Raw genomic sequence first — 20,564 nt, 5'->3', positions numbered from 1 at the left:
AAAGAGGTATGGCAATGAATAAAACAAATGAAATACGTAAAGAATTCTTATGTTCAACATCAATAGTATATACAGGTGAATTTAACGGTGAGATATATGGTGTCAGTGACAGATTTATGACCTATGGAATGTATTTAAAAGAAGGTGAGACTTTGGGATTTGAAATTGTAATGAATCAGGGTGAGCCTTATAAAAACTATATATACTTGGATGCGGACAAGAAGGTTTCTACAGATGAGTTTGACTGGATTTTCGGTAATTACGCAAAGGTAATTCCTGACAAGTATATTTTGGAAGATAAATTCTCCAAGAATGACAGAGTAAAGTATAGAGCGATTGCCTGTGAGAGTATGAATATGAATTTTATAGATGATGACATAATATATATGATTCCTAAATCCGAATATTTTGAGGCAATGTGTAAGGAGATAAGTGAGGTTGGAGGACATATCAGTGTGATTATTAAAGCCGGAGGAAATAAAGATGGTAATGTTGGAAGTATTGTTTTTGATTTTCCGCAAAGAATATCCAAAAAGCTTAAATCACTTATAAGTATGGTCTTTAAGGGTTGTGTTTTAGAAGAGGTAGGAGATGAAGCAAGTGATAATAATATAAGTAAAAAGAATTTACGAGATTATATTATCATTCTTTTGAAAGTACTTGGTATGCAACAAAAGTTGGATAAAGACTCCATCGACAATCTGGAATTGGGGGTTAGATCTTATAATTCATTAAAGAAGGCAAATATAACATCTATAAAGAAGCTTCTTGAGATGTCTGATATGGAACTTCTTAAGGTTAAAAACCTCGGCAGGAAACATGTTGCGGAAATCAGAGCACAGCTTGTTGAAAAGAATTATGTAAGTTCGTATGAAGATGAATTATTTGAAAATATGGATCCTGCCGAATTTCCTCCAATACCTGAAGACATTTTTGATGATATAGCGGATAAGCGCAATTATATGGATGAATTGCAGGCTTTGGTGGGTATAAAGGCTGCAAAGGATCAAGTAAAAAAGATTTTGGCGTTTGCAAAGATGAGAAAAGCTATGGAAGAAAAGGGAGAACAGTTAGAGCCTATAACTTTGAATATGGAATTTGTCGGAAATCCGGGTACTGCCAAAACCACTGTAGCAAGGATTGTGGCAGGATTACTGAAAGAAATCGGTATTATAAAAACAGGAGAGTTTATAGAGGTAGGAAGAGCCGATCTTGTAGCACAGTATGTGGGACAAACAGCTCCCATGGTACAAAGTATATTCCAAAGGGCCAAGGGGGGAGTGCTTTTTATAGATGAGGCATATTCTCTTTTGGAAGAAGGAAGGGGAGAATTCGGTGATGAAGCTATAAATATGATTGTTCAGGAGATGGAAAACAACAGAAAGGACACTATAGTAATATTCGCAGGTTATCCTTATGAGATGGATGAGTTTTTCTTGCGAAATCCCGGACTTAGATCAAGAGTACCTTTTAGAGTGAGATTTGACGACTATACTACAGATGAACTGTCAGATATCTGTGATCTTGAAGCAGGTAAAAGAGGATTTTCAATAGACATTAATGCAAATGAGTTTATTAAAGAAATATGTGCGAGCTCTACAAAAAATGTTGAAAACGGAAACGGAAGATTTTGCAGGAATCTTGTAGAAATGGCAGTTTTAAACTTCGCATTAAGAAATTACGGAGGAGATGAAGTTGAGGCTGATATTGAATATATATTAAAAAGGGAAGATTTTTGTGATACAACTGTTTTTGAAGAGAAGAAATCAACAATCGGTTTTCAAGTTTTTGCCTCATAATTTTAGTCAAAAGCGGTTTTACATAGAAATATCGTATTTCTTTATAATTTATTTCTAAATATTGATATTGGCTAATTTCATTATTTGTTGTAGAATAGTATACAGTGTGTTACATTAAAATTTATAATAAGTAGTTTGGAGGAGAATATGTTTTGGTTTACATCCAATGACATTGGTATAGATCTTGGAACAGCAAGTATCTTAGTTTATATAAAGGGCAAGGGTGTTGTTTTAAAAGAGCCAAGTGTTGTAGCTATAGATAGAGAAAACGGCAAGATACAGGCCATAGGTGAAGAAGCCAGACTTATGATCGGAAGAACACCGGGAAATATTGTGGCGGTAAGACCGCTTCGTCAGGGTGTTATTTCAGATTATACAATAACAGAAAAGATGTTAAAGTACTTTATCGACAAGGCGGTAGGAAAGAAGACTTTCAGAAAGCCGAGAATTGCAGTATGTATACCGTCAGGTGCTACTGAGGTCGAGAAGAAGGCTGTAGAGGATGCAACATATTCTGCAGGTGCAAGAGAAGTTAAGATTATTGAGGAGCCTGTAGCTGCCGCTATAGGTGCAGGAATTGATATTGAGAAGGCTGTAGGAAACATGATAGTTGATATCGGTGGAGGTACAGCGGATATCGCAGTTATATCTCTTGGAGGTACTGTTGTAAGTACTTCAATTAAGATTGCAGGTGACGATTTCGATGAGTCTATAGTGAGATATATGAGAAAGAAGCACAATCTTTTAATCGGTGAGAGAACAGCGGAAGAAATTAAGATTAATATCGGTGCAGCATACAGAAGACCTGAGGTTCTTACTATGGAAGTTAAGGGTAGAAACCTTGTAACAGGACTTCCAAAGACTATAGAGGTTAACTCTGATGAGACTTTAGAGGCACTCAGAGAGCCTGCAATGCAGATTGTAGATTCGGTTCACAATGTTTTGGAGAGAACACCACCTGAGCTTGCGGCCGATGTATATGACAGAGGTATTGTACTTACCGGCGGTGGTGCATTACTTTCAGGTCTTGACGCTCTTATTGAGGAAAAGACAGGTATCAATACAGTGATAGCTGACAATCCTTTGACAGCTGTTGCTATAGGTACAGGTAAGTTTATCGAATTCAGAACCGGTAATAAGGGAGATTCTAAAAAATAATATGTCAACAGTATCAGGCTATATCGAAAAAATCATTTATAGGAATGAAACAAATGGCTATACTGTGCTCAGCGTGGAGGCCGATGATGACGACTATGTCCTTGTCGGTACCTTCAACTATATCGCTGAAGGCGAATTTATAAAGGCAAAGGGAAATATGAAGCTGCATCCAAACTATGGAGAGCAGCTTTTTGTCGATGAATACGAAATCATAGAGCCTAGAGAACTTGACAGTATACAAAAGTATCTGGAATCTTCCGCAATAAAGGGTGTAGGCGAGGCACTGGCAAAAAGAATAGTTAAAAAATTCAAGATGTACACTCTAAGAGTGATGGAAGAAGAACCTGAAAGACTGGCTGAAGTCAAAGGTGTAAGTGAAAAACTTGCAAGATCAATAAGCGAACAGATACAGGAAAAAAAGTCCATGCGTGATGCTATGATTTTTTTGCAAAAGTTCGGTATCAGCATGAAGCTTTCCGCAAAGATATACATGGAATACGGAAGTAAAATATATACCATAATAGAGACCAATCCATACAAGCTTGCAGATGATATAGACGGTATAGGTTTTAAGATTGCAGACGATATTGCCAAAAAGGTCGGTATTACAGCCGATTCCAAGTTTCGTGCCATTGCAGGAGTGGAGTATATTCTGTCAAATGCCATGATGTCCGGACATCTATATCTGCCTGATACGGTTTTAAATGCTGAATTCCTTGATTTATTTGGTGAAAATATATTTGACTTTGATTCTTTACTTTCAGAGATGCAGATGGAAAAAAGAATCGTTGTGAAGAAAAATGAAGAAACTCAAGTTTATCTTTCGCAGTGCTATTATACTGAACTGGCGGTAGCAAAAATGCTGACAGATATCAATATAAAAGCAAAGTATGATATAGAAAAGATAGAAGAGAAAATTCTAAAGATTGAGGACAAAGAAGGTATTGTTCTTGATGATTTACAAAGGCAGGCGGTAATAGAATCCATAAGCAGCGGTCTTATAATAATCACCGGAGGACCGGGAACCGGAAAGACTACAACTATAAATACTATTATCAAATACTTTGAGAGCGAAGGCGAAAGTATTGCGCTCGCGGCGCCTACGGGAAGAGCTGCAAAGAGGATGTCTGAAGCTACATCATATGAAGCGAAAACCATTCACAGACTTTTGGAAATAACACCTAATAACAGTGATAATTCAAGCAATATAGGTACTCATTTTGAGAGAAATGAAGACAATCCGCTTGAGTCAGATGTACTTATAGTGGATGAGGTCAGTATGGTGGATATTTTCCTGATGAATGCACTTTTAAAGGCTGTAGCAATAGGAACCAGACTGATTTTGGTCGGAGATATAAATCAGCTTCCAAGTGTAGGACCGGGAACAGTGTTAAAAGATATGATCGATTCAAATTGCTTTAATGTTGTAAGGCTGAATAAAATATTCCGTCAGTCCACAGGAAGTGATATTGTTGTAAACGCTCATAAAATAATGACAAATGAAGAGATTGATCTGGGTAAGAAAAGTAATGATTTTATTTTTATCAAACAGAGTAATCCCGAGCATGTAATGGCTTCCGTTATTTCCCTTATAAGAGATAAACTTCCTTCATATGTAACAGCATCTACAAATGAACTTCAGGTTATGACACCTATGAGAAAGGGTCCTCTCGGAGTGGAGCTGTTAAATTCATTTTTACAAAATAAACTTAATCCTGCAAGTAACTCCAAAAAAGAAAAAGAATATGATGCCACAGTCTTTAGAGAAGGCGATAAGGTAATGCAGATAAAAAACAATTACCAAAAAGAGTGGTTCGTATACAATGAAAAACATATGCCTGTGGATAAAGGACTTGGAGTTTATAATGGTGATACCGGAATAATTAAAGAAATAGATATGTTTTCAGAAAGCTTCACTGTTTGTTTTGATGACGGTAAGGTCTCAAATTATGAGTTTTCGGAGTTTAACGAAATTGAACTTGCATATGCTATTACTGTTCATAAATCACAGGGAAGCGAGTATCCGGCTGTAATTATTCCCATTTATAAGGGACCTGCAATGCTTATGAACAGAAATCTTATATACACGGCTGTTACAAGAGCAAAAAAATGTGTGGTACTTGTAGGTATCCCCGAAGTGTTTTACAGTATGATTCAAAACACTAAGGAGATGGCAAGATATACCGGTTTAAAATCCAAAATAATTGAGCTTTCAATGTTATCTAAGGAGGATTAGGACATATTTAAAAACATAGTTGATATTATTTACCCGAGAAGATGTCCTGTGTGTGAAGAGATAGTAAATGAAAAAGGTCATCTTATATGTAAGGCATGTATAAAAAAGCTTCCTTTTGTGAAAGAACCCTACTGTATTAAATGCGGTAAGGAAATAATTTCAGAAGATTCCGCTTACTGTGACGAGTGTAACTTAGACAGAGAGTTTGAAGCCGGAAGAGGACTTTGTAATTATACAGATGAGATGAGGCATATCATACTTAAAATTAAGTATGATAACAAAAGAGAGTATATTGAAGGCTTTGCAAAGCTAATGGCAATTCGCTATGAAAAGTTTATTAAAGTCTCAAATATTGACTGTATCATGCCTGTTCCCCTTCACAGCTCACGAAAGAGGGTGAGAGGATTCAATCAGTCCGATATTTTGGCAAAGGATTTATCAAAGTATTTGGATATTCCTGTATTACATGACTGCCTTTGCAGAATAAAAAAGACTATAGATCAAAAGGGCTTAAGCAGAACGGAGAGGCTTCACAATCTTGACAATGCATTCATGGTAAAGGATTTACCCCAAAATATTAAAAATATTTTGATTGTTGATGATGTATATACTACAGGTACAACCATAGAAAAATGCGCAAAAGTCTTAAAAGATTCTGGAGCAAATAAAATTTATTTCTTAACCATATGTACAGGAAGTATAAGTTAGTAGTACAATATACTTAGGTTTACAGTTCTTAAAACCTTACATTTTAACTTCCGGGAGGACATAATTTATGAAAAAGAGTTTATATCTGTTACCTTTAATAATCGTAATGCTTTCTGCTTGTGGAAATAAACAGGCGGATGTAGCGGCGACTGCAAAAGCGGATGAGAGTACGGTGGCTGCTACACAAAAAGATGATGCCGCCACTAAAGACTCAAAGAGAGTTGAGAAGGAGTTTGGAAGCTTTATCGTGGCTGACGGATTCGGTGAAGCAAAGGAACAGTCGGGAGGCGGAAGATATTTTTATGTTGTGGAGGGTCATGAACATGATGCAAGACCAAATAATATCTCTATAAATACCGGACATCAAAATTACAACTTGGATGAAAGTGAAAAGTTTGCCGAGTCTACCACATGGCAGTTAAATATGCAAATCAAACAATACGGTATGGATGCTGTAGTTTACGGTTCATCGGGAAAAACCGATGCAGGAGATATAATGTATATCTTTGATATCAAGTTTAATGACAGTGATGAGATAGATCGTCAATACTATATATTAAGAGATAAAAAATATGTGATGGTATTTATGTCAAACTTTGACAATGATGAGTCTGTAAACAAGGCGGCGGAGCTGATGGCAAAGAGTTTTGAGTGGAAATAAATTTTCTTTGTGCAAACTTTAAGGGTTTATTTTGACATTGTATAACTATTTTCCCTATGGTATACTTGTGTCATAATTCCAAGTAAAAAGGATAGAAGAATCTATGCAAAATAAAAGAGTAATGTTGAAACTGAGCGGTGAAGCTTTAGCTAAACCTGAGGGCGGTTACAACGAAGATAAAGTAAGAGATATTGCAAAGCAATTAAAGCCTTCTTTGGCTGCAGGTACAAATATAGGTATTGTTATCGGTGGAGGTAACTACTGGAGAGGCAGAACATCTGAGGCTATAGACAGAACAAAAGCGGATCAGATAGGAATGCTCGCAACCATTATGAATTGTATTTATGTATCTGAGATATTCCGTTCAGAGGGAATAGATACTGCAATCTTTTCAGCATTTGCATGTGGAGATATGGCGGAGATATTTTCAAAAGACAGAGTAAATGAAAGATTTAAAGAGGGCAAGGTTGTATTCTTCGGTGGAGGTACAGGTCACCCATACTTCTCTACAGATACAGGTATAGTTTTAAGAGCTATAGAGATGGATGTAGATATGATACTTTTGGCAAAGTCTATTGACGGAGTATATAATGCAGATCCGAAGGTAGATCCTAATGCCAAGAAGTATGACACACTTACAATTCAGGAAGTTATTAATAAGAGACTTGCTGTAGTGGATTTGACCGCTTCAGTAATGTGTCTTGAGCATAAGATGCCGCTTGCAGTGTTTGATTTAAATGAAGAGAATTCTATAAAAAATGCACTTGACGGTAAGATAAACGGAACAATTGTGACAGTGTAAATTGTATTATATTTAATAAACATAATTTTAAGGAGATTTTATGCAAGAGAGTATTAAAAAGTTTGAAGAGAAGATGACTAAATCTATCGATGTTTTGCTTGAGGAATACGCTTCAATCAGAGCAGGAAGAGCTAACCCTCATGTACTTGACAGAATAAAAGTTGAATATTACGGAACACCTACACCTATTCAGCAGGTAGGAAACATTTCAGTTCCTGAGCCAAGAATTATACAGATAGCACCTTGGGAGAAGTCTCTTTTAAAGGAAATCGAGAAGGCTATCAATTTGTCGGACCTTGGTATCAATCCTACAAATGACGGTTCATGTATCAGACTTATCTTCCCTGAGCTTACAGAGGAGAGAAGAAAAGAGCTTGTTAAGGATGTAAAGAAAAAAGGTGAGGCATGTAAGGTTGCTGTCAGAAATATCAGACGTGATGCTATAGATGCCATCAAAAAACTTGAAAAGGCCGGAGAGTTTACAGAGGATGATTTAAAGGACGGCGAAAACAAAATACAAAAGATTACAGATAAGGCTATTGAGAGAGTAGATAAGGCTATTGAAGACAAGTCAAAGGAAATATTAACAGTTTAATTAGCCGACTTCATATCAGTAGAGACAAATAGTTTCTAAAGTTTAAGAAGGTGGGCTTCCACCTTCTTGTTTTATAGTTTAAAGTGAATGGAGTATAAATTTGGAAAACTTAGTTATACCGAAAAGCATTGCCATAATACTGGACGGCAATGGCAGATGGGCTGAAAGAAGAAACCTGCCAAGAGCAATGGGACATAAAGCCGGATGTGAGGCACTTGAAAAAACTGTTGAGGATTGTGTACGACTTGGAGTAGAGTGTCTTACAGTATACGCTTTTTCTACAGAGAATTGGAAAAGATCGGCAGTTGAAGTAAGTGCTTTGATGAAGCTTCTCAGATTTTACATGGTGAAGCTTATTGATGTTGCAAATAAAAACAATGTAAAGGCTGTAATGATCGGTGATGAGAGCAGATTTGATCCCGATATCAGAAAAGGAATACAAAAGCTTGTGGATGCAACAAGCTCAAACACCGGTATGACTTTTGCCTTTGCAATAAATTACGGTGGAAGAGATGAGATAAAAAGAGCTGTAGAGCATATAGTAGATGATGCCGCTGCCGGAGTTATTTCAAAAGAGAATATAAATGAGGAGCTTATATCCTCATATTTAGATACAAAGAATTTACCGGATCCGGATTTGCTTATTCGTACAAGCGGTGAGCTCAGAGTTTCAAACTTCTTACTTTGGCAGATAGCATACAGTGAGTTTTATATTACGGATACCTTGTGGCCGGATTTTGATAAGGAAGAGCTTTTGAAGGCTGTTGAGAGCTACAGCAAAAGACAGAGGAGATTTGGAGGTCGTTAATGTTTTTTACCAGACTGATAAGTGGAATAGGACTTTTGATAGTGGCTATCTTGGCTTTTTATATCGGTAATTTACCGCTTATAATATTATCCGCATTGATTTCCGTTATAGGTTTATTTGAGTTTTACAGAGCTTTGGACCTTGATAAGAAAAATATTGCATATCTTGGATATTTGTATTCATTGATATATTATTGTTTGATTTATTTTAAATTAAATCAATATATATTCTTTTCAGTGATAGCATTTCTTATGCTTATTTTTGCAATATATGTATTTACATTTCCAAAGTATAAGACCGAGGAGATATCGCTTGTATTTATGGGAGTGATGTATATTCCGATACTGTTTTCATATGTTTACAATACCAGAACATATGAGGACGGACAGTATCTTGCATGGCTGATACTTATATCCAGCTGGGGCTCGGATACATGTGCATATGCGGTAGGATCACTTTTCGGAAAGCACAAAATAGCTCCTGTACTAAGTCCTAAGAAGTCTGTAGAAGGCAGTATAGGCGGAGTTTTAGGTGCCGCTCTTATAGGAGGTATATTCGGATTTATATTGTCGGGACATTTTACAAGTACTTTCTCACCTGTATTTACCTGTGCGGCTTCATGTGCCATAGGTTCTGTAATATCACAGGTTGGAGATGCACTTGCCTCGGCTATAAAGAGAAATCATGATATAAAAGACTATGGAAATTTGATTCCGGGACATGGTGGCATACTAGACAGATTTGACAGTATGATATTCACCGCTCCTGCAATCTTTTTTGCAATATATTTTTTGGGTTAAATAAATGAAAAAAATATCTATTTTGGGGTCCACAGGATCCATAGGAACACAAACACTTGATATAGTGAGAATAAATAATGATGTGGAAGTGGTAGCACTTTCCGCACACAAAAATATAGATTTACTGGAAAAGCAGATACGAGAGTTCAAACCTAAGGTGGTTGCCATATGGGAGGAAGCTGATGCTAAAATTCTTTCAGATAAAGTAAAGGATTTGAATGTAAAGGTGTGCTTCGGTATGGAAGGACTGATAGAGGTTGCCACTGTTTGTGATGCGGATATAGTTGTGACGGCTGTTGTAGGCATGATAGGTATAGAACCTACCATTGCGGCAATTAAGGCAAAGAAGGATATTGCACTTGCAAATAAGGAGACACTTGTTTGTGCAGGTCATATTATAATGCCTCTTGCGAAGGATATGGGTATAAATATATATCCTGTTGACTCTGAGCACAGTGCTATTTTTCAATGCCTTGATAAGAACAATCCTATCAAGAAGATCTTGCTTACCGCTTCAGGAGGTCCTTTTAGAGGATTCAGTAAGGAAGAGTTAGAAAATGTTACTCTTGAAGATGCTCTAAAGCATCCGAACTGGAGTATGGGCAAAAAAATCACCATCGATTCTGCTACAATGATCAACAAGGGATTGGAGATAATAGAGGCGTCGCATTTATTTGATGTGGATATTGATGATATTGAAGTGGTTATACAAAAAGAATCCATAATTCATTCTATGGTAGAGTTTAAAGATAACGGAATTTTAGCACAGCTTGGTACACCTGATATGAAGTTGCCTATTTCCTATGCTATTTTTTATCCGGAGAGACGATATATATCTGAGGAAAGAGTGGACTTTTCAAAACTTTCAACTTTAAACTTTTCAAAGCCTGATTTGGATGTATTTGAAGGACTTAAGATGGCTATATCGGCAGGCAAACAGGGTGGAAGTGCACCTACAGTTTTAAATGCCGCCAATGAATGGGCTGTAGATAAATTCTTAAATAAAAAGATTGGATTTACAGATATACCGCGTCTCATAGGTCTTGCTATAGAAAATCATCAGTTCAAGGAGAATCCGTCTCTTGAGGATATCCTATCATTGAAACAATGTACCGAAGAATATCTGGAAAGGATAAAAATTTGAATATAGTTATTGCACTGATTATTTTTGGAATAATAGTATTAATACATGAGTTTGGACATTTTCTTTTTGCCAAACTCTCAGGAGTAAAAGTTGTAGAGTTTTCTGTAGGTATGGGACCTAGAATTTTTTCTGTAAATGGGAAAGAGACCAGGTACTCACTGAAACTCTTACCGCTTGGCGGTTCCTGTGCCATGTATGGAGAAGATGAGGATGAAGATGCATCGGGAAGCTTTAACAGTGCACCGCTTTTAGGTAGAATTGCCACTATTGCGGCAGGACCTTTTTTTAACTTTATTTTGGCATTTTTAGTTGCCATATTTATAGTTGCAAATGTAGGCGTGGATAAACCTGTTATAAGCGGATTTGTATCAGGACTTCCGGCTGAGAGCTCAGGGCTTATGGTAGGCGATGAGATAGAAAAAATCAACGGAAGAGATATTGACTTTTACAGAAGTGTTTCCACATATCTGTTTATGAATCAGGGTAAGGATATTACACTTACAGTAAAAAGAAATAATGAAAAACAAACAATAACCGTTACACCTGTGTATAATGAGGAATACTCTCAATATATGATAGGTATAAAAAGCTCGGGATATGAAAAGCTGAAAAATCCTTTTTCTGTACTTAAGTATTCTGTTTTGGAAGTGAAATATACCATTTCCATGACTGTTGATTCACTTATATACCTTCTTAGAGGTAGAGCAAGAGCTAGTGAGATAAGCGGTCCTGTAGGTATTGTAAATATGATTGGGACTACGGTGAATGAGTCAAAACCGTACGGAATATTTGTTGTGCTGCTTTCATTGTCACAGATGGTTTTACTTTTAAGTGCAAACCTTGGAGTAATGAATTTACTTCCACTACCTGCACTTGACGGTGGAAGACTTATCTTTTTATTCCTTGAGGCGATATTCAGACGACCTTTAAACAGAAAAGTGGAAGGATATATCCATTTTGCAGGTTTTGCTCTCTTAATGCTTTTGATGGTTTTTGTAATGTTTAATGATATAAGAAAGATTATATGATGCTAAACATCATTGGAGTAAATAATGAGAAAGAAAAAAAGATTAGTACAAATAGGAGATAAATATATAGGCGGTGACATGCCTATTCTTATACAGTCAATGTGTAATACAAAGACTGAGGATGTTAAAGCAACTGTAGATCAGATTTTAAGACTTGAGGATGCAGGTTGTGACATAATAAGAGTTGCAGTGCCAAATTCGGAGGCCGCTTCGGCAATCTCCGAGATCAAAAAGCAGATACATATACCTCTTGTTGCAGATATTCATTTTGACTACAGACTGGCACTTGAGGCTATAAAGTCAGGTTGTGATAAGATAAGGATTAATCCCGGAAATATCGGAAGCAGTGAAAGAATAAAGGCTGTAGTGGATGCCTGCAAAGAAAGAAATCTTCCTATAAGAGTAGGTGTAAACTCAGGCTCTTTGGAGAAAAATCTTATAGAAAAATATGGCGGTGTCACTGCTGAAGGTATTGTAGAGTCTGCACTTGATAAGGTTAAAATTATAGAGGATATGGATTATAACAATCTGGTTATAAGTATTAAGTCTTCCGATGTAATGATGTGTGTAAAGGCACATGAGCTTATTTCACAAAAGACCGACTATCCTCTTCATATAGGTATTACGGAATCCGGAACGGTAAAAAGAGGTATGATAAAGTCATCTCTCGGCCTAGGTATTATATTGTATCAGGGAATCGGTGATACTATCAGAGTTTCACTAACAGGTGATCCGGTAGAAGAAATCTTTGCGGCAAAGCTTATATTAAACAATCTCGGGCTGAGAAAAGGCGGTATTGAAGTTGTATCCTGTCCTACATGCGGAAGAACAAATATTGATCTGATAGGTCTTGCAGGTAAAGTTGAAAAGCTTGTAGAAGGCTATGATCTTAATATAAAGGTCGCTGTAATGGGATGTGTGGTAAACGGACCGGGAGAAGCAAAGGAAGCCGACATAGGAATTGCCGGTGGAATAGGCGAGGGGCTTTTGATAAAGAAGGGCAAGGTGGTAAAGAAATTGCCTGAGAATGAACTTTTAGCAGCCCTTAAAGAGGAGCTTGATATATTGTCAAAAGAGGCATAGAATGTTAAAAAAATTCAAAGATGTTTTTCAAAGTTTAGAGTGTTCAGGACATATTGATGAACTTTTAAACTTTGTTTTTGTGGAAAAAGTAAGCGCCAGCAATGATATGTCTTTGATAAAAATAAATATCATTGCCGAGAGAATAATAGAGAAGAAAACAATCCTTGATTTGGAAAAGCTTATAAAGGATAAGATGTTTCCAAAGAAGAATGTTAAAATTAAAATATTTGAAAAATTCAAACTCTCAAGCCAATATACCGCCAAGAACCTTTTTGAGGCATATAGAGAGAGCATACTTCTGGAAATAAAAAACTATAAGATATCTCAGTATGTTATTTTAAACAATGCCTGTATAACATTTGACGGTTCATACATGGACATGACGGTTGAGAAAAATCCTTTAAATGAAAGTGTAATTGATGAGCTTGTAAGAATACTTGAAAAAATATTTAATGAAAGATGTGGAATACTTTGTACTGTAAGGCATAAGTTTATTGCAAGAAAAGAAAAGAATGAAGAGATAGAGTATGCCGAGCGAACTGTTACAAAGAAAAGCGACAACAGTGATTTTGTTACCGGAAATGCAAATGCGGCCTGGGAAAGCGGTGAAAATAATGAAGCTGCAAAACCAAATGAAGCTACAGCCAAGTCAACTTCACAAAATGATAACGGTAAGAAAAAGTTCGGAAACAAAGGCTTTGACAAAAAAGGATATACTCCTAAATATACAAAGCAAAAGCCGGATAATCCGGATGTTATTTATGGAAGAGATTTTGAGGACAATTTTATAAAACTCTCAGACCTTATCGGGGAGATTGGAGAAGTCACTGTCAGAGGAAAGATAATAGAAGTTGAAAGCAGATATCTTGAAAGAAGTGATTCCACACTTTATATTTTTGCAATTACAGATTTCAGCGATTCTATTTATGTAAAGATGTTTGTTCGTGGCGAGCAGTTGGATGCTGTTAAGGCAAATATAGTCAAGGGAAATTACATAAAAGTAAACGGTATGGCTCTGATTGATAAATTTGACAGCGAGCTTACTATATCTTCTATAAAGGGAATTAAAAAATGTGAGAAGTTTGAAGAAAATATCAGAACAGATAATGAGCCTGTAAAAAGAGTGGAGCTTCATTGTCACACAAAGATGAGCGATTTTGACGGTGTTTCTTCAGCTTCCGATATCATAAATCAGGTTAAAAACTGGGGTATGGATGCAATTGCAATTACAGATCATGGAAATATTCAAGGCTTTACAGAAGCCAGCCATGTGAAGAATCCACCTAAGATAATATATGGCGTAGAGGGTTATCTGGTAGATGATTTAAAAGAACTTGTGACCAATCCTATGGATAAAACCTTGGATGACGGTTTTATAGTATTTGATATAGAGACCACAGGTTTTTCCGCCAAAAACGATGCCATCACAGAGATTGGTGCTGTAAAGGTTGTAAAGGGAGAGATAGTTGACAGGTTCTCTACATTTGTAAATCCAAGAAGACCTATTCCTTTTAAGATAGAGGAACTTACACATATAAACGATGCAATGGTAATGAATGCCCCTGTTATCGAAGATATACTTCCGGAGTTTTTGGATTTTTGCGAGGACTATATTATAGTCGCACATAATGCAGGCTTTGATACCGGCTTTATACGTGAGAATGCAAAGAGGATAAACAGAGAGTACAATCCTTCTATAATAGATACCGTAGCAATGGCAAGACTTCTTTTACCGGATCTTAATAGATTTAAGCTGGATACGGTATGTAAGGCTTTGAATATATCACTTGAAGGTCACCATAGAGCAGTAAATGATGCCGAAGCTACGGCACAGATATGGGTGGAGTTTATAAAAAGACTTAAAGCAAGGGGGCTGTCAAAATTAGCAGAGGTAGCAAGTTTAGGTGAGACAAATGCGGATATTGTAAAGAAAACCAAATACAATCATGTAATAATACTTGCAAAGAATGATATCGGAAGAATAAATCTTTATAAATTAATTTCATTATCACATATTGATTTCTTTAATAAAAGACCAAGAATACCTAAGTCAATTCTTTCAAAGATGAGAGAGGGACTTATTATAGGAAGCGCCTGTGAACAGGGAGAGGTTTATAAGGCTATTTTAGATGATGCTACAGATGATGAATTAAACAGAATAGTATCATTCTATGATTATCTTGAGATTCAACCTATAGGCAACAATATGTTCCTTTTGGAAGATGAACAAAATGATATTCATTCAATAGAGGATCTTCAGGATATCAACAGAAGGATTGTAGAGCTTGGAAATGTATATGAAAAGCCTGTAGCTGCCACCTGTGATGTGCATTTTTTAAATCCTGAGGATGAAATATATCGAAGAATTATATTCTATGGAAAGGGATATAAGGATGCGGATACACAGCCGCCTCTATATCTTCGTACAACTAGAGAGATGCTTGATGAGTTTGAGTACCTCGGCAGTGAAAAAGCCTATGAAGTGGTTGTTACAAATACAAGAATGATTGCGGATATGGTGGAGGTGATATCACCGGTAAGACCTGATAAATGTCCGCCTGTTATAGAAAATTCGGATGAAGATCTGACCAATGCCTGCTATAAAAAAGCACATGAGCAGTACGGTGAAGTATTGCCTAAGATAGTGGAAGACAGACTGAAAAAAGAGCTGAATTCCATTATTTCAAACGGATTTGCGGTTATGTACATTATAGCAAAAAAGCTGGTGGAAAAGAGCAATGAAGACGGCTACCTAGTAGGTTCAAGAGGATCTGTAGGTTCTTCCTTTGCAGCATATACCTCAGGAATAACAGAGGTTAATCCGCTACCGGCACATTATTACTGTGATTGTAAATATGTGGACTTTGATTCACCTGAGGTAAAGGCGTTTGCAGGAATGGCAGGCTGTGATATGCCTGATAAGATTTGTCCGAAATGCGGTAAGAAGCTAAAAAAAGACGGATTTGACATTCCTTTTGAGACATTCCTTGGATTTAAGGGAGATAAAGAGCCCGATATAGACCTAAACTTCTCAGGAGAATATCAGCCAAATGCCCATGAATATACCGAGGTTATATTCGGTAAGGGTTATACCTACAGAGCAGGAACAGTCGGTACTCTGGCAAACAAGACGGCATACGGTTATGTAAAGCATTATTTTGATGATAAAAATGAGAGCAAGAGAAAATGTGAAATAAACAGACTTGCTGTAGGCTGTGAAGGTGTAAGAAGAACTACAGGTCAGCACCCGGGAGGTATCATAGTATTGCCTCATGGTGAAGAAATCTACACATTTACACCGGTACAAAGACCGGCAAATGATATGACAACAAAGACCATTACCACACATTTTGATTATCATGCTATTGACCACAATCTTTTGAAACTTGATATACTGGGGCATCAGGATCCTACAATGATCAGAATGCTTCAAGACCTTACAGGTATTGACCCTGTTAAAGATATTCCACTGGATTCAAAGGAGACTATGAGTCTTTTCCAAAACACTTCGGCACTTGGTATTGAGCCGAAGGATATACTTGACTGTCCGCTTGGTGCTTTAGGAGTACCGGAGTTTGGTACCGACTTTGCTATGCAAATGTTAATTGACACCAAGCCACAGGGACTTTCAGACCTTGTAAGAATTGCAGGACTTGCACATGGTACCGATGTTTGGCTTGGAAATGCACAGACCTTGATACTTGAAGGCAAGGCAACCATCAGAACGGCCATCTGTACCAGAGATGATATCATGATTTATCTTATAGAACAGGGACTTGATGAGGGTGAATCCTTTAAGATAATGGAGAGTGTAAGAAAGGGTAAGGGACTTACAGACGAATGGGTGGAACATATGGAGGAAAAGGGTGTACCCGATTGGTATATCTGGTCCTGTAAGAAAATAAAGTATATGTTCCCTAAAGCCCATGCGGCGGCCTATGTTATGATGGCATGGAGAATTGCTTACTGTAAGATATTTTATCCTTTGGCATATTATACGGCATACTTTACTATAAGAGCTACAGGATTTAACTATTCTCTTATGTGTATGGGAAAGGATAAGCTTGAGTTTAATATTGCTCAGTATAAGAAAAATCCCGATACCACAGCCAAATATGCGGATACTCTTCGTGATATGAGAATAGCGCAGGAGATGTACGCAAGAGGTTTTGAGTTTGCAAAGATTGATCTTTTCAAAGTGCATCCTACAAAGTTTCAAATAATGGATGACGGCAAGATAATGCCTTCTCTTTCAAGTATTGAAGGCCTTGGCGAGACTGCCGCAACGTCCATAGTCAATGCAACAAAGGCCGGACCTTTCATTTCAAAAGATGATTTTATGTCAAGAGCCAAGGTCGGAAAGAGTACATGCGAACTTCTTGACAGCTTGAACTTACTGGGTGATTTGCCGGAGAGCAATCAGATATCGTTTTTTGATTTGATGGGGTAAAATGTAATGATTACATGAAAGCGACTGAAGGTGATTTCGGTCGCTTTTTATAAGTTTGTTTATAGCTTCTTATTATAAATATTTATGAAATATAAAACTTGTCATATTTTTAAAAGTTAATTACCTTTACTTTATGACAAAGAATTGCTATAATATTTATATCTAATTGGAGGAGTAATTTATGATGGATTTGATTGATATTGGAAAAAGAATAAAAAGTCTTAGGAAAGATGCCAATCTTACACAAAATAAAGTTGCAGAGTTTTTATCATTAGATCAAAGTATGATAGCAAAAATAGAAAGAGGAGATAGAAGTGTAAGCTCGGATGTTATTGAAAAACTTTCTTATCTTTTTTGTTGTACAACAAATTATATTTTGACAGGTGAGGATCCGGAACAAAAATGTATGATTTCCTTCAGGTCCGGTGATATCACAGAGAGCGACTTGGAATCATTGACAATAATTAATAAGATAGTTTTAAATCAATTTGAGATGGATAAAATTGCGAGGCAATAGATGATTAATAAAATGGAAATAAGTAGTAAAGCTGCACTTCTTAGAAAGAAATTGGGAGAAGATGAATCATCACCTATTGATATATTTCAACTGGTGCAGACAATAGATAAACTTACACTTGTTTTTTACCCTCTGAATAATAATATAAGTGGAATTTGCTACAAAGGAAAAAGTTCAAACGTAATTGTAGTTAATTCGGATATGTCTATAGGAAGGCAAAGATTTTCTCTTGCACATGAGCTTTATCATTTATATTTTGATGAAAGCGGTATTAGTTCGGCAAGTTTAACAACTATAGGTAAGGGAGATGAAAACGAGAGAAAAGCCGATCAATTCGCATCATATTTTTTAATACCTCAATCATCTTTGTACGGAATGATTGAATCTATTAAGGAAAAAAATAAAAATGATAAGCTTAATATAGAAGATGTTATTAAAATTGAACAGTACTACGGGGTCAGTCATAAAGCAATATTATATAGACTGATGGAAGAAGGAGAAATTGATTCTGAAGATATAAAATCAATGGAAATAGGCGTTATCATACTCGCTGCCAGATTAGGGTATGACACAACAATTTATTATCCTTCAGTGAAAGATAAAAAGAAAATGGTATTGGGACATTATATAGCTTTGGCCGAAAAGCTTTTAGATGAAGAATATATTTCATATGGTAAATATGAAGAAATACTGTTGGACGGTTTTAGAGATGATATAGTTTATGGAATTGAAGGGGAGGACGGTGTTATTCTTGATTGATTCTATATTTTTTGATACGGATTGTATAAGTGCTTTTTTATGGGTTAAAAATGAAAGTTTACTCGAAACAATGTATTCAGGAAAAATTGTTATTCCTAAGGAAGTTTATGATGAACTTAATAAGCCTTCAATTCTACATTTAAAACATAGAATCGATCAACTTATTTCAAGAGGTTCTGCTAAAATAATGACAATGGACATTATGACAGAGGAATACGATTTATATAGGAATCTCACGACAATATCTGAATATAATCACAAAGTAATAGGTAAAGGTGAGGCTGCATCTATTTCATTGGCCAAAAAGTATAATGGAATATTGGGTAGTAATAACCTAAGAGATATTAAATATTATGTTGATAAATTTTCATTAAAACATATTACAACGGGAGATATACTTGTTAAGGCATACGAAGACAATTTAATAACAGAAGATCAAGGTAATATTATATGGTCAGATATGTTGTCTAAGAGAAGAAGAATAGGAGCTAATTCATTTACCGAATTTTTAAAGATAAAAAAATCTAATGATAATTTATAGAAAACAATTTATAAGGGGGAATTTATGGCAAAAAGACCTATATTTATTGCAAAGGATAAGTATCCTTTTTATACGGAGAAAACAATTGAATTTGAGTATTTTGCAGGATTTTCTGAAACTCAAAAGAAAAAATCAATTAACTCTCTTCACAATTCTTACAAAGAACAAGGTGGAGGTAATGTTTTAGAGATTTCAACTAAGGGAGATAATAAACTTGGAATAAACCTAAGTGCCTTTAACTTGTTGACCTGTATAAACGGGAGTCAATATAAACTTGAATGTGTATTTCAAGGAAGTAAAGTGTTTGAACATGGTGGACCGTATACAGATTTATATGATGTAAAACCGTGGGAGGCAAAGAAAGATAGCCGCTTAAGAGAAAGTGGAAAGGTAATAGGATTTAAGTTGTTCGGAAAAGATTTTAAAAGCGAACCTAAAGATTTTTTCTATAATTGGATCTACATAAATGCCTTAGCTAAAAATAAGAAATATTTGGAAGAACTTGATATGTATGAGGCATTTACAGATATTGAGTTTAATCCGAATAAATCCATCAACTGCCAGGCCAGATCTGTTGCAATTGCAGTCGGATTAAAAAAAGCCGGTATATTGGAAAAATGTATTTCGGATGAAAAAGTTTTCTTAAGTGAAGTTTATAAATAAATAGATAACTTATAACTTATACTTTTATTTTAATAATTCATATTTGACAAAATACAAATGTAGTAATACAATTGTATTACACGAGAAAGGAGATTGTTATGTCTGTAATTAGTTTAAGAGTTCCGGAAAATGAATTGAATATTTTTAAATCATATGCAAAACATAATAATAAGTCTCTGTCTGAGATAATCCGAATTGCTATGCTTGAACGTATTGAAGACGAATATGATCTTAAAATTTTTGAAGAATATGAGGCTGATAAAAAGTCAGGTACACTAAAAACAAGACCAATCAGTGAACTTTGGAAAGACCTTGACTTATGATTTATGAAATAAGTACAACAGAAAAATTTGATAAATCATTTAAAAAATTAGATAGGCAAACTCAAAGGATAATCAAAGCATGGATTGAAAAAAATCTGATAAACTGTGAAAATCCAAGAATACACGGTAAAGCTCTCACTGCAAACAGGAGCGGACAATGGAGATATAGAGTTGGAGACTATCGTATTTTAGCCGAAATACAAGATGATAAACTTGTTTTAATCTTTATTGATGTCGGACATAGAAAAGATATCTATTTGTTTTAAGGCATGTGTATTTATTTTCAAGCTGTCAAGTAAAAACACTTGACAGCTTCTTTTTATGCTGTTATACTCTCACAGTATGGAAAATAATGATACCTGACTTCCGTCGTTTCTCTCAAAACCTAGTACTCTAGGTATCCAAGAGCATGCAGTTTTGAAAGAAATTGTCGACTTCAGCTTTGGTTAAATAGAGGGCATCAAGGTTACTAAAACCAACCAGTTTTTT

Annotated in this window: 19 protein-coding genes; all 19 read left to right on the top strand. The window is 35.8% G+C overall.

What is annotated here, in order from left to right:
• Window positions 1-8: 8 nt before the first annotated feature.
• The 19 genes from SBH76_RS09465 to SBH76_RS09375 all read left to right on the top strand — a co-directional run bounded on the left by SBH76_RS09465 (window position 9) and on the right by SBH76_RS09375 (window position 20,341).
• Window positions 9-1,799, top strand: coding sequence for a DNA-directed RNA polymerase subunit alpha C-terminal domain-containing protein (locus SBH76_RS09465; RefSeq protein WP_317977615.1), 1,791 nt, complete (start codon window positions 9-11; stop codon window positions 1,797-1,799).
• Window positions 1,800-1,946: 147 nt separating this feature from the next.
• The gene (locus SBH76_RS09460; protein WP_007591892.1) at window positions 1,947-2,957 is read left to right on the top strand and encodes a rod shape-determining protein; all 1,011 of its coding nucleotides are present in this window, start codon (window positions 1,947-1,949) and stop codon (window positions 2,955-2,957) included.
• A gap of 1 nt (window position 2,958) precedes the next feature.
• A complete protein-coding gene (recD2, locus tag SBH76_RS09455) occupies window positions 2,959-5,193 on the top strand; it encodes an SF1B family DNA helicase RecD2 (protein WP_317977614.1) in 2,235 nt (744 codons plus the stop codon).
• A 3-nt stretch (window positions 5,194-5,196) separates the two neighbouring features.
• Window positions 5,197-5,901, top strand: coding sequence for a ComF family protein (locus tag SBH76_RS09450; protein ID WP_317977677.1), 705 nt, complete (start codon window positions 5,197-5,199; stop codon window positions 5,899-5,901).
• 67 nt (window positions 5,902-5,968) lie between these two features.
• Complete coding sequence (locus tag SBH76_RS09445; protein ID WP_317977613.1) at window positions 5,969-6,562, top strand: hypothetical protein; 594 nt, start codon at window positions 5,969-5,971, stop codon at window positions 6,560-6,562.
• Window positions 6,563-6,665: 103 nt separating this feature from the next.
• Window positions 6,666-7,364, top strand: coding sequence for a UMP kinase (gene pyrH / locus SBH76_RS09440; RefSeq protein ID WP_317977612.1), 699 nt, complete (start codon window positions 6,666-6,668; stop codon window positions 7,362-7,364).
• 40 nt (window positions 7,365-7,404) lie between these two features.
• A complete protein-coding gene (gene frr / locus SBH76_RS09435) occupies window positions 7,405-7,959 on the top strand; it encodes a ribosome recycling factor (RefSeq protein WP_315085432.1) in 555 nt (184 codons plus the stop codon).
• 100 nt (window positions 7,960-8,059) lie between these two features.
• A complete protein-coding gene (gene uppS / locus SBH76_RS09430; RefSeq protein ID WP_317977611.1) occupies window positions 8,060-8,767 on the top strand; it encodes an undecaprenyl pyrophosphate synthase in 708 nt (235 codons plus the stop codon).
• Window positions 8,767-9,567 (top strand): phosphatidate cytidylyltransferase, encoded by an 801-nt coding sequence (locus SBH76_RS09425; RefSeq protein ID WP_317977610.1) that lies wholly within the window; start codon window positions 8,767-8,769, stop codon window positions 9,565-9,567. The genes uppS and SBH76_RS09425 overlap by 1 nt, the downstream gene beginning before the upstream one ends.
• A 4-nt stretch (window positions 9,568-9,571) precedes the next feature.
• Window positions 9,572-10,711 (top strand): 1-deoxy-D-xylulose-5-phosphate reductoisomerase, encoded by a 1,140-nt coding sequence (gene dxr, locus SBH76_RS09420; protein ID WP_317977609.1) that lies wholly within the window; start codon window positions 9,572-9,574, stop codon window positions 10,709-10,711.
• Window positions 10,708-11,739: an RIP metalloprotease RseP gene (gene rseP / locus SBH76_RS09415; RefSeq protein ID WP_317977608.1), complete on the top strand. Its 1,032-nt coding sequence runs from the start codon at window positions 10,708-10,710 to the stop codon at window positions 11,737-11,739. The genes dxr and rseP overlap by 4 nt, the downstream gene beginning before the upstream one ends.
• 24 nt (window positions 11,740-11,763) lie before the next feature.
• The gene (ispG, locus tag SBH76_RS09410; protein ID WP_317977607.1) at window positions 11,764-12,822 is read left to right on the top strand and encodes a flavodoxin-dependent (E)-4-hydroxy-3-methylbut-2-enyl-diphosphate synthase; all 1,059 of its coding nucleotides are present in this window, start codon (window positions 11,764-11,766) and stop codon (window positions 12,820-12,822) included.
• A gap of 1 nt (window position 12,823) precedes the next feature.
• On the top strand, window positions 12,824-17,272 hold the full coding sequence (locus SBH76_RS09405) for a PolC-type DNA polymerase III (protein ID WP_317977606.1): 4,449 nt from the start codon (window positions 12,824-12,826) through the stop codon (window positions 17,270-17,272).
• A 181-nt stretch (window positions 17,273-17,453) separates the two neighbouring features.
• Complete coding sequence (locus SBH76_RS09400) at window positions 17,454-17,789, top strand: helix-turn-helix domain-containing protein (protein ID WP_317977605.1); 336 nt, start codon at window positions 17,454-17,456, stop codon at window positions 17,787-17,789.
• A 12-nt stretch (window positions 17,790-17,801) separates the two neighbouring features.
• Complete coding sequence (locus SBH76_RS09395) at window positions 17,802-18,548, top strand: ImmA/IrrE family metallo-endopeptidase (protein ID WP_317977604.1); 747 nt, start codon at window positions 17,802-17,804, stop codon at window positions 18,546-18,548.
• Window positions 18,541-19,089: a PIN domain-containing protein gene (locus SBH76_RS09390; RefSeq protein WP_317977603.1), complete on the top strand. Its 549-nt coding sequence runs from the start codon at window positions 18,541-18,543 to the stop codon at window positions 19,087-19,089. Before SBH76_RS09395 ends, SBH76_RS09390 begins: the two co-directional genes overlap by 8 nt.
• A gap of 24 nt (window positions 19,090-19,113) precedes the next feature.
• Window positions 19,114-19,752, top strand: a complete 639-nt coding sequence (locus SBH76_RS09385; protein WP_317977602.1) for a DarT1-associated NADAR antitoxin family protein — start codon at window positions 19,114-19,116, stop codon at window positions 19,750-19,752.
• 98 nt (window positions 19,753-19,850) lie between these two features.
• Window positions 19,851-20,075 carry a type II toxin-antitoxin system RelB family antitoxin gene (gene relB / locus SBH76_RS09380; protein WP_317977601.1) on the top strand — a complete coding sequence of 75 codons (225 nt, stop codon included), beginning with the start codon at window positions 19,851-19,853 and terminating at the stop codon, window positions 20,073-20,075.
• Complete coding sequence (locus SBH76_RS09375) at window positions 20,072-20,341, top strand: type II toxin-antitoxin system RelE family toxin (protein WP_317977600.1); 270 nt, start codon at window positions 20,072-20,074, stop codon at window positions 20,339-20,341. Before relB ends, SBH76_RS09375 begins: the two co-directional genes overlap by 4 nt.
• Window positions 20,342-20,564 lie beyond the last annotated feature (223 nt).

Source organism: Lachnoanaerobaculum sanguinis (genome assembly GCF_033242365.1).
Classification (GTDB): Bacteria; Bacillota; Clostridia; order Lachnospirales; family Lachnospiraceae; genus Lachnoanaerobaculum; species Lachnoanaerobaculum sanguinis.
Note: the sequence above shows the minus strand (reverse complement) of the source record. Positions and strands in the feature narration are given on the sequence as shown.